Source organism: Clostridium sp. (assembly GCF_017888565.1).
GTDB lineage: Bacteria > Bacillota > Clostridia > Clostridiales > Clostridiaceae > Clostridium.
This window is the reverse complement of sequence record NZ_JAGHFX010000019.1, coordinates 1-10,326: the sequence shown is the minus strand read 5'-3', so window position 1 is coordinate 10,326 and position 10,326 is coordinate 1. Positions and strand designations below refer to the sequence as shown.

General features: G+C 27.4%; 10 protein-coding genes and 2 tRNA genes. 9 read left to right on the top strand and 3 right to left on the bottom strand.

The window, feature by feature from the left end; genetic code table 11:
* Positions 1–306: 306 nt before the first annotated feature.
* Positions 307–1,029 carry a superoxide dismutase gene (locus J7M87_RS04015; RefSeq protein WP_365844463.1) on the bottom strand — a complete coding sequence of 241 codons (723 nt, stop codon included), beginning with the start codon at positions 1,027–1,029 and terminating at the stop codon, positions 307–309.
* A gap of 92 nt (positions 1,030–1,121) precedes the next feature.
* Between J7M87_RS04015 and J7M87_RS04010 the strand changes: the two genes are divergently transcribed.
* From J7M87_RS04010 to J7M87_RS04000, 3 genes are all read left to right on the top strand, one after another.
* A complete protein-coding gene (locus J7M87_RS04010; RefSeq protein ID WP_291648902.1) occupies positions 1,122–1,433 on the top strand; it encodes a thioredoxin family protein in 312 nt (103 codons plus the stop codon).
* A 104-nt stretch (positions 1,434–1,537) separates the two neighbouring features.
* On the top strand, positions 1,538–2,236 hold the full coding sequence (locus J7M87_RS04005) for a response regulator transcription factor (RefSeq protein ID WP_291648899.1): 699 nt from the start codon (positions 1,538–1,540) through the stop codon (positions 2,234–2,236).
* Positions 2,211–4,364, top strand: a complete 2,154-nt coding sequence (locus tag J7M87_RS04000) for a sensor histidine kinase (protein ID WP_291648897.1) — start codon at positions 2,211–2,213, stop codon at positions 4,362–4,364. Before J7M87_RS04005 ends, J7M87_RS04000 begins: the two co-directional genes overlap by 26 nt.
* A 48-nt stretch (positions 4,365–4,412) precedes the next feature.
* Here the strand turns inward: J7M87_RS04000 and J7M87_RS03995 are convergent, their stop codons facing one another.
* Positions 4,413–4,673 (bottom strand): Vpu, encoded by a 261-nt coding sequence (locus J7M87_RS03995; protein ID WP_291648895.1) that lies wholly within the window; start codon positions 4,671–4,673, stop codon positions 4,413–4,415.
* A 159-nt stretch (positions 4,674–4,832) separates the two neighbouring features.
* On the opposite strand from J7M87_RS03995, the gene J7M87_RS03990 reads away from it, so the two are divergent.
* Positions 4,833–6,335: an ABC transporter substrate-binding protein gene (locus J7M87_RS03990; RefSeq protein ID WP_291648893.1), complete on the top strand. Its 1,503-nt coding sequence runs from the start codon at positions 4,833–4,835 to the stop codon at positions 6,333–6,335.
* 41 nt (positions 6,336–6,376) lie between these two features.
* Here J7M87_RS03990 and J7M87_RS03985 read toward each other — a convergent pair whose 3' ends face one another.
* The gene (locus J7M87_RS03985; protein WP_291648892.1) at positions 6,377–7,945 is read right to left on the bottom strand and encodes a hypothetical protein; all 1,569 of its coding nucleotides are present in this window, start codon (positions 7,943–7,945) and stop codon (positions 6,377–6,379) included.
* Between the two features lie 97 nt (positions 7,946–8,042).
* Between J7M87_RS03985 and rph the strand changes: the two genes are divergently transcribed.
* The 5 genes from rph to J7M87_RS03960 all read left to right on the top strand — a co-directional run bounded on the left by rph (position 8,043) and on the right by J7M87_RS03960 (position 10,213).
* Entirely contained in the window at positions 8,043–8,789 is a 747-nt protein-coding gene (gene rph / locus J7M87_RS03980; protein ID WP_291648889.1) for a ribonuclease PH, read from the top strand.
* A gap of 4 nt (positions 8,790–8,793) precedes the next feature.
* A complete protein-coding gene (locus J7M87_RS03975; RefSeq protein ID WP_291648886.1) occupies positions 8,794–9,405 on the top strand; it encodes an XTP/dITP diphosphatase in 612 nt (203 codons plus the stop codon).
* Between the two features lie 9 nt (positions 9,406–9,414).
* On the top strand, positions 9,415–9,894 hold the full coding sequence (locus J7M87_RS03970) for a metallophosphoesterase (RefSeq protein WP_291648884.1): 480 nt from the start codon (positions 9,415–9,417) through the stop codon (positions 9,892–9,894).
* 154 nt (positions 9,895–10,048) lie between these two features.
* Positions 10,049–10,124, top strand: a tRNA-Pro gene (locus J7M87_RS03965).
* A gap of 15 nt (positions 10,125–10,139) precedes the next feature.
* A tRNA-Gly gene (locus J7M87_RS03960) sits at positions 10,140–10,213 on the top strand.
* Positions 10,214–10,326: the final 113 nt, after the last annotated feature.

Genomic DNA, 10,326 nt, shown 5'->3' with positions numbered 1-10,326 from the left:
TTTAAATTCTGCACTATAAGCTTTGTGCTTTATTGACATAAAAAATCACCCCATTATGTAGATTGTACACGACCTTTTATTGACTGTCTACATAATGGGGGTAAGACCAAAACGTGAGCCCCTTTCAGGCCCTTGATTTTACTAAGCTTAAGGAGAATTTTATTAACTTTTTCATTCTTTGACTAACTGACTTTTTCTATGATTAAACTCACCCGAATTATCATATTGATTGTCCATTCTCAACTATAAATTAGAAAGAGGCTATTGACTAAATAATTAGTTAATAGCCCTTTTAAATTCATGAATCTATTTATTATTAGAATAATTTTTTTCAGCTTGTTCCCAGTTAACCACATTCCACCAATTATCTATGTATTCAGTACGTCTATTTTGATATTTAAGATAATATGCGTGTTCCCAAACATCTATACCTATAACAGGAGTTAAATCTGAAGATATAGGACTATCTTGATTAGCTGTAGATATAATTGATAATTTGCCATCTTTATCAGCTACTAACCAAGCCCATCCAGAGCCAAATCTACCTAATGCAGCTTCTTTAAATTTAGATTTAAAGTTATCATAAGATTCAAAGTCTCTATTAATTGCATTTAATAAATCGCCTTTAGGACTTTGATTTTTAGTAGGAGACATTATAGACCAAAAGAATTCGTGGTTATATACTCCACCAGCATTATTTTTAACAGCTTCTCTAATATCATCTGGTACTGATTCTAAATCTTTTAAAAGTCCTTCTAATCCTTTAGAGAATAATTCAGGATGTTTAGCAATGGCTTTATTTAGATTATCTACATAAGCTTTTTGATGCTTATCATGATGAAGCATCATTGTTTCTTTATCTATATATGGTTCTAATGCGTCATAAGCATATGGTAATGGCTTAAGTTCAAATTGGGCATCACCTAAATTATTGCTCTTGGCAGATATAGATGGTATTAAAGTGATAAAAGAAATAATTGATAATGTTGCAAGTAAAAGTATTGTATATTTTTTTCTCAAATTGAACACCTCCTTTTTTAGTATTTGCAATGAAAAGAAAATTTATAAATAATTATTATCAATGATATAATAAATATAAATCGAATTTATATGGAGGATTTATGAAAGAATTTGAAGTAAAAGAATTTATAAGAGAAAATTTAATTAACATAGTATATTTTAGTGGTTCAACTTGTGGAGCTTGTGATGCTATAAAGGAAAAGGTTTTACATATTACTAAAAACTATGAGAAAATTGAATTTATGGAAATAAACGCAGTTGAAAATAAAGAATTAGCTGCATCATATAATATATTTTCTTTGCCTATTTTATTATTATTTGTTAATGGGAAAGAAACATTACGAGTAGGAAGATATTTTGATCTATTAGATTTTAAAAATGCAATAGATAGATATTATAATTTAATATTTTAAGAATTCCTTAATAATTTTAATAGTAACTTTGTAATTTGTTGATATTACCATTATTATCATAGGAAGTTACTTAAACTACATTTTATATAAACATAGGGGGAAATATGAGCAAATATAATATTTTAGTAGTAGATGACGATAAGGAGATTACAGAAGCTATAGAAATCTATCTTTTGAATGAAGGATATAATGTTTTTACAGCTTATGATGGGATTCAAGCATTAAAAGTTGCAAAGGAAGAGGAGATTCATTTAATAATTATGGATATAATGATGCCTAATCTTAATGGAACTCGAGCTACTATTGAATTACGAAAGGAAAAAGAAATTCCGATAATAATGCTTTCAGCCAAAAGTGAAGATTCAGACATAATTTTAGGCCTTAATCTTGGAGCAGATGATTATTTAACTAAACCATTTAATCCATTAGAGCTTATTGCTAGGGTAAATTCACAAATAAGAAGATACACAAGATTCTCTTCATTAACTACAAATGATAATCAATATGTAATTATAGTAGGTGGATTAGAGTTAAATAAAGCAAGTAAGCTTGTAACTATAAATGGTAAGGAAGCAAAGTTAACTCCATTAGAATTTAAAATACTAAGTCTCCTTATGAGCAATTTAGGAAGAGTGTTTTCAATAGAAGAGATTTATGAAAGAGTCTGGAATGAAGCGCCTTATAATGTAGATACTGTAACTGTCCATATAAGGAGGATAAGGGAAAAAATAGAGGTTGATCCTAGAAATCCTCAATATTTAAAGGTGGTGTGGGGAGTTGGATACAAAGTTGACAAAAAATAAAGTTTTAAAGGATTTAGATAAATATATAATCTGTATATTATTAATATTTTTTTCTATTTCTTTAATAAGAGCATTGAGAGAATATAAAAGTTTTAACTTAGATTTTGGAGATAGCCTTTATAATAATAGTTTAATAAAAAGCCAAATTGCAACTTTAGACAGTAATTTAAATGATTATACAAAGCTCTTTTTAGATTTAGATGGCAATAAAAAAGAAGACATTTATAATAAGAAAGTAGAAGAAAATAAGCTAGCAAAGGAGAAAAATCTAAAAGAAGCTGAAGAAAATATAAGAGAAAAAGCTAAAGATATGAATGTAGCAGAAGAGGAAATCAAAAAACAAATAGAAGAGGCAAAGAAAATAATTATGGAAGAAGATAATTCGATAGAAAATTATTTTACTTATGTAAGAGAATTTACCCATAATATTATATATAACAATGTAAATATAGAGTTTTTCTTTAAAGATAGTTCAGGTGCTAAAATTACAAACATAGAAGACCATAATATTGAAAAACAAATAGAAGAAAAAGACTTTATAAATAATGAACAATATTACTACATGTATTTTACAAATTCAAAAATTAATGAAGATAAAAAGCTTTATTCAGAAGAGTTATCAAGTATATATGATTTATTAAACTATAATAGTGAAGATTTAATTAGATTTTATAGAATACCTAAAGAATTAAAGCAAGGTGATGTTCTGTATGATACATTTAAAGAAAGAAAAGAAGCTTCTTCCATCTTAAATAGGAAAATTATAATACCATCTGTGTTAGGGTTTTTAGTTTTAGTTTTTGCTTTTATAATTTATAAAAATAGAAAAAAGAATTACACTAACTTTATAGAAGATTTGTTAATCAAGATTCCTATAGATATAAGGGCGATAATTTTTCTATATAGTTTTAATATATTGAATTCATTAATATTTAATGCAATACCTTATTATGGAAATGATAATTATTCTAATGGAGTTATTTTAAGAGCTTATGTTTTGATTATTATAGATTATTATTTCTTAAAAGATTTAATTTTAATATTAGAAAATAAGAGGAATAAGGGAAAAGTATTAACATTAAAGATATATGAATATCTTTCCAACATCATAAAAGATAGTAAATTTATAAAAACTAATAAATTTAAGTTTATATCTATTATATTCTTGTCTGCATTAGCTCTATTTTGTTTATGGTTAGAATCATTTGTATTTTTGTCATATGGTTTTATGGTATTTTCTAGAGCTTATATATGTATATATTTAATATTTACCTCAATTTTATCTGTAATGATATTTAGAGAAATTACTATATTAGAATCTCAAACATTAAGAATAGCTAAAGGAAATTATAAGGTTGATTTAAAAGCAGATAAGATATTAGTTTTAAAAAATATAGAAAACAATCTTATTACTATTGAAGATGGTCTAAAAGAAGCTTTGGGTAAAGCGATAACTAGTGAAAAAATGAAGAGTGAATTAATTACTAATGTTTCTCATGATTTAAAAACACCGCTAACTTCTATTATTAATTATATTGGCCTTCTAAAAGAAGAGAATATAGATGATGAGAAAAGAAATAAGTATCTAGAAGTATTAGATATGAAGTCTAAAAGGTTAAAAATATTAATAGAAGACTTATTTGAGGCTTCAAAAGCAGTTTCTGGTAATATGAGTTTTGAGAAGGAAGATTTAAATATAGTTTCTTTATTAAGACAAGTTATAGGGGAGTTAGAAGAAAAGATTAGTCAAGCTAATTTAGATATTATAACTAAGTGGCCAGAAGATAAGGCAATAGTACAGCTAGATGGAAGAAAAACATTTAGAGTTTATGAAAACTTGATAAATAATATAATAAAATATTCCATGAAAAATTCAAGAGTATATATTGATGTAATTAATAGTGAAAATGAAGTAGTGGTTGTAATGAAGAATATTTCTGCTTATCAAATTGATTTTACTTCAGAGGAAATTATTGAAAGATTTAAAAGAGGAGACAAATCAAGAAGCACAGAAGGATCGGGATTAGGACTTTCTATAGCAAAAAGTATAGTTGAGCTTCAAGGTGGAACTTTTGATATAGAAATTGATGGCGATTTATTTAAAGTAACTACGATATTTCAAAAGTAAAGATAGGGAAGGTATTTAGCCTTCTCTATCTTTATTGTTAATAAATTTCTAATTTTCATTCTCATCAATTAAATTATCAAGACTAAGTAATTCCTCTTCTGAATTTTCATTAAGAGAACTACTATTTTTATAAGTTATCTGATTAATTGCTTGGTATATTTTTTCTAAAAGATAATTTTGTATTCTTTTAGCTTTATACGTTTTGTTAAAGATGATAAAACCCCATACTCCTATGATAGAAAAAGTTATCATAAATAAAGCACCAATGCTATAAAAAACTATTTGAAAAATTTGAACAGCTAAATCCATATAATATTACCTCCAAATTTTATATAAAAATATTATAGCATATAAAACAAGATAATTTAGCACAAATTTAAATAAGTGTATAAAATTTCATATTGGTGTTTACTATTAGCTTTAGATGTCTATAATTTAGAAAGATACTAATCATAAGGAGAAGCATGTATGAAGAAAATAATATTATTAGTAGTAACAACTGCATTATTAATAGGGTTTTTTCTAGGGTTTATAGAAGTTGTAAATCAAGAGCCAACTCAAAATAAAGAAGTATTTACATATTCAGTATCTACAGTTCCATCAGATATTATGTCTGTTGGGAGTCTAGATAAGAGAATACAAGATATAGTATGTGCAACTAGTAGGGGATTAGTTGAATTAGATGCTTCTAAAAATATAGTTCCTTCTTTATCAGAAAGTGTTGAAGTAAGAGATGATGGATTAGAATATGATTTTAAGATAAGATCAGATATTTATTGGAGTGATGGAACTAAAATAACACCCAAGGATATAGTAACTTTTTTTAGGGAGATATTAACAGAAGAAGAAGAGGAAAATATAGGAGCATTATTAAATGTATATGGAGCAAAGGCCTTTAGAGATGGAACAGGATCTTTTACAGAAAATGTGGGAATAAGCTCAGGAGAAAATAATGTTGTTTTTAGGTTAAACTCAAAGGATGATAAATTTATTGAAGAATTGGCTACACCTCAATATAGACTTAGAAAGAACGTTTTATTATGGGAAAATATAAGACAAAACTATGATGAATTAGTTTATTCAGGATACTATAGTATTTCAGATATGACAATGAGTGAGTTGGTCCTTAATAGAAATAGTAGTACAAATGCAGATATGGTTGCAACTATTAAGATAGTTTCCGACGAAAGTGAAGAACTAGCTATGGCAGCTTTTGAAGTAGGGGGAAGAGATATAGTGATAAATCCACCTAAAAGTCAATTAAGTAGATTAAGTAGTGAAAATAGATTATTAACATTAGAATCAAATAAAGCTATGTATTTGGCTTTTAATCCTAATGATGACTCTATACCAGTAGAGGGGAAAAAAGATATATATGGATTATTAAATGAGGCTATAGAGCAGTATCAACTGGAAAACAGTATGTTTATAGAATTAGCTGAGGGAAGTTATTTTAGAGAAGATAAAGGAGACTTAGCTAAACTTCAAACTAGAAAGGTTATGAGCAATAATACAGTTGAATGGAATAAACCTGAGGAAATTTCATTAGTTGCCGAAGAGAGTACTCAAAATAAAGAAATATGCGAATATATAGCAACTTGGTTTGAAAATAATACAGATATGTATTTGAGTTATAAGTTAATTACTAAAGAAGAGTTGAAGTCGATTAAAGATGTAAACTATTATGATATAGCTTTAATTCATGGTGACTCTAATTTTACAGGAGATAGTTCTATATATAATATATTATTAAACTTTCTTCCGGATAAGTATAAAGATCAACTATTATTAGCAAAAACAGAAGGAGAAAGATTAGAATTATTTTCAAAATTAGAAGATGATTTATTTAACACATATCAAGTTTTGCCGTTAGCATTTTATAATGATAATATAGCTATAAATAGTAAAATAAAAAATATGCTATTAGATGGCAATGGAAATATAGATTACAGTAAAATAGAAAAATCATAAAGACTGGGCTTTGCTCAGTCTTTATGATTTAGTTTGATTATTTAATTACTGACCTGACCATTAGAAGCATCTAATAATTCATTATTTTCAACATCTTCAAACTCCTCATTTTCAACTTCTGATATATCTTTTTGTAATAGAGTGTCATCGTTAATTTCATCTTCTATTATAGGAGTGCTAGAATCATTCCTATAAGAAGGTTCTGGGTCCAGTAGATTTATTTCACGCATAAAATCATCTTTAAATAGAAAAATTATTAATTGATATATATACATGTTCTTAAAACTATCAAAGGATGATCCTGATGGTGAAAATGAATCTCTTTTTTTAGAGTAAGAAATACTTTTATTAAAAATTGGAGCTATTCCTAAACTTGTAGGTGTTGAGGTTGTAGGCATTCTAAAAAAGTTTTCTTCTAACATATCAGCTGAATTTAAGGTTAATCCCCTATATCTCTCTGCATCATCTAGAGTAGGTGCTTCAGGCCAAGAAGTTATTAAGCCAGAATTTATGAAATATTTTCTGTATAATGATGAAATCATATTTTTATACTCACTATATTTATTGAACTCTTTTGAGTACATAACAATAGCTAAGAAATAGAAGGTAATATCGAAACAGGAGTATTTCAAGTCCTTTTTACCAGAAAGTTTGAGGAAAACTCCTTTTTCATCATCATATAAAGATACTAATTTATTAATAATTTCTTTGGCTTTTTCATTAAATGTGATCATTTGAGTATGTTTAAATGATAACATTAAGTTTATTGAGAATAAACATGTAAAATCTAAAGAATCGATGTAATAGTCCTTTTCATCAAATTTATTAATAAGAAAGTCTGTTAAATCTATTATTAATACTTGAGCATCAGAATTTTTTGAGTGACTATAAAAAATATTTATTGCAGTAAGGATTTTACATATTTCTTCAAATGAACATTCATATATTTTCTCTTTAAACTCATTAAGCATTTGTAATATTTCTAGTGAAAACTTATTATAGTCTTCTGAAATTTCATCTTCTGGATATAATAATGAATATAAGTTATAAGCAACCATCATAAAAGCTTGGTCAGAAAATTTAAATTTATTATTTTTATCTGCAAGGTTAAATCCTTTATGGTTGTTTTCAGAGAGATTTTTTTTCTCAGTAAAAATTCCTTCGTTATTTCTTAAATTTACTGAATAAAAATCAAGTTGTTCTTTAGATAACTTTTTGTATATCTTAGAATAAGAATATAATTTTTCATCAGCATCTTTAAATCTTGAGTAATAAGTAGTTAAATTTAGTATGCTTGTAGTCATTAATGCATTAGTTATTGGAGATATATCCTTTTTAAAGGAAGATTCATCAAATCCATTGTAATTTTTACTATGAATATAATTTGGAGAAGATTTTCTATATATACATAGTAGTGGAGAAAAATTACCAGATGTGGTAATATCAATGGAGGATGATGTTTTTTTATAGTTTTTAATTGAATCAACTAATCCACATTTTGACTCAAGAACTAATGTCCTTATGGCCTCCTTAGACAAGTGAAAAAGTTGGCCGCTAATTTCTTTTTGAGATAGTTTATTCATTCTAAAAAATGGTCCTATATATCGCAATTTCTTCACCTCTTCATTAATCCTTATATTAATAATATGAGGTTAATGCTAAAATAGTGCATAAATTTTAATAATATTAAGAATTGGAGGTAAAATCATGAGAATAGATGGAAGAAAAAATGAACAAGTGAGAACAACTAAGATAACTAGAGGATATACAAAATATGCAGAGGGATCTGTATTAATAGAGGTTGGAGATACAAAAGTAATTTGTACAGCATCTATAGAGGATAAAGTTCCACCATTTTTAAAGGGGCAAGGAGAAGGGTGGATAACAGCTGAATATAATATGCTTCCAAGATCGACTGGAACAAGAAAGGTTAGAGATATAGCAAGATTAAAGGTTGATGGAAGAACTATGGAAATACAAAGGCTAATAGGCAGGGCTTTAAGATCGGTAATGGATTTAAAAGCACTTGGTGAAAAAACAATATGGATAGATTGTGATGTTATTCAAGCAGATGGAGGAACAAGAACTACATCTATTACAGGGGCCTTTATAGCTTTAGTAGATGCTGTAAACAAATTACATAAGGAAAAGCCTTTTGAAGTTTATCCAATAAGAAAGTTTGTAAGTGCAACTAGTGTTGGTATATTAAACGACGAAAAGATTTTAGATTTATGTTATGAAGAGGACTCCAATGCTAAAGTAGATATGAATGTTATTGCTACTGATGAAGGCGAATTTATAGAAATTCAAGGTACTGGAGAGGAATCACCATTTAGCAGAGATGACTTAAATGATTTATTGGATTTAGCTCAAAAAGGTATAAAACAAATGGTACAAATACAAAAGGATGCTTTAAAGATGGATGCGCTGTGGATAGGTACTGGAGGGAAGTAATGCTATGAAAAAGTTAATAATAGCAAGTAATAATCAAGGAAAGATAAATGAAATAAAGAAAGTACTAGAAGATATGCCTATTAATGTTTTTTCATTAAAAGATATAGGATTAGATATAGATGTAGAAGAAGATGGAATAACATTTGAAGAAAATGCAAAAAAGAAAAGTGAAGAAATATATAAAGAGCTAATAAGAAGAGGAGAAAGTAACTTTATAGTGATGTCAGATGATTCTGGATTAGAAGTTGAGTATTTAAATGGTGAGCCAGGGGTTTATTCAGCAAGATATGCAGGAGAACATGGTAATGACAAAAAGAATAATGAAAAATTACTTCTTAATTTAAAAGGCGTTAGTTATGATAATAGAAAAGCTAGATTTGTATGTCAGTTAGCATTAATAAATGATAAGAATATATACAAATCAGTAACAGGAACGGTAAATGGTTATATATTAGAAGAAGAAAGAGGCTTTGATGGATTTGGATATGATCCATTATTCTTATATGAACCTCTTAATAAAACTTTTGCAGAACTTACAATGGAAGAAAAAAACGAGATATCTCATAGAGGAATTGCGCTTAAAAAAATAAGTGCAGTTATAAAGGAGTTTCTATAGGAGGAAATTATGAAGATTGCTGTATTAAGTGATTCTCATTATGAAGCTTCATCTATAAATGCTATAAAAAAGTATTTAGTAGATGTAGATATTATATTACATTGTGGAGATGGAGCGTCAGATACAAAAATATTATTAAATGATTTTAATGGTGAAGTATATGCAGTTAAAGGAAACTGTGATATTTCTAGTGAGTATCCTATTGAAAGAATAATAGATGTAATGGGAATAAAAATATATATGACCCATGGACATATGTATAATGTAAAGAATGAATACAATACTATATTCTATAAAGGAAAAGAAGTAGGTGCTGATATAGTGCTTTTTGGGCATTCTCATAAAGCTTTAATAAATGAACATGATGGATTAACTATTATGAATCCAGGAAGTATAACATTGCCTTATGGGAGATCGAAGAAGACATTAGGATTTATAGAAATATTAGAAAATAAAAAAACTAATATATACTTAAAAGAAATAGAATAATATTTTATGCAATCCGTTATTAGTTTACAATATTATTAAATATCTTGTTAAATCTCCAAAATTCTCTTATATAGATTATTTTTTAAAAAATGTATTGACGGATTGCTAATCCTATTGTAGAATAAACATTGTCGCTGAGAGATATTAAAGATATCGGGGTGTGGCGCAGATGGGAGCGCGCGTGGTTTGGGACCATGAGGTCGCAGGTTCAATCCCTGTCACCCCGACCACTTTAAAATGAATATGCGGGTGTAGCTCAATGGTAGAGCCCTTGCCTTCCAAGCAAGTTACGTGAGTTCGATTCTCATCACCCGCTCCATAAAAGTGGTTAAAAAATATGTTGACAAGTGACAAAGAATGATATAAAATAATTAATGTTCTTTATAAGAATAAGCGTGTTTAGCTCAGCTGGATAGAGCAACGCCCTTCTAA

Coding starts and splice junctions, on each gene's coding strand:
- J7M87_RS04010 (WP_291648902.1), top strand. CDS start 1,122: ATGAAAGAATTTGAAGTAAAAGAATTTATAAGAGAAAATTTAATTAAC.
- J7M87_RS04005 (WP_291648899.1), top strand. CDS start 1,538: ATGAGCAAATATAATATTTTAGTAGTAGATGACGATAAGGAGATTACA.
- J7M87_RS03995 (WP_291648895.1), bottom strand. CDS start 4,673: ATGGATTTAGCTGTTCAAATTTTTCAAATAGTTTTTTATAGCATTGGT.
- J7M87_RS03990 (WP_291648893.1), top strand. CDS start 4,833: ATGAAGAAAATAATATTATTAGTAGTAACAACTGCATTATTAATAGGG.
- rph (WP_291648889.1), top strand. CDS start 8,043: ATGAGAATAGATGGAAGAAAAAATGAACAAGTGAGAACAACTAAGATA.
- J7M87_RS03975 (WP_291648886.1), top strand. CDS start 8,794: ATGAAAAAGTTAATAATAGCAAGTAATAATCAAGGAAAGATAAATGAA.
- J7M87_RS03970 (WP_291648884.1), top strand. CDS start 9,415: ATGAAGATTGCTGTATTAAGTGATTCTCATTATGAAGCTTCATCTATA.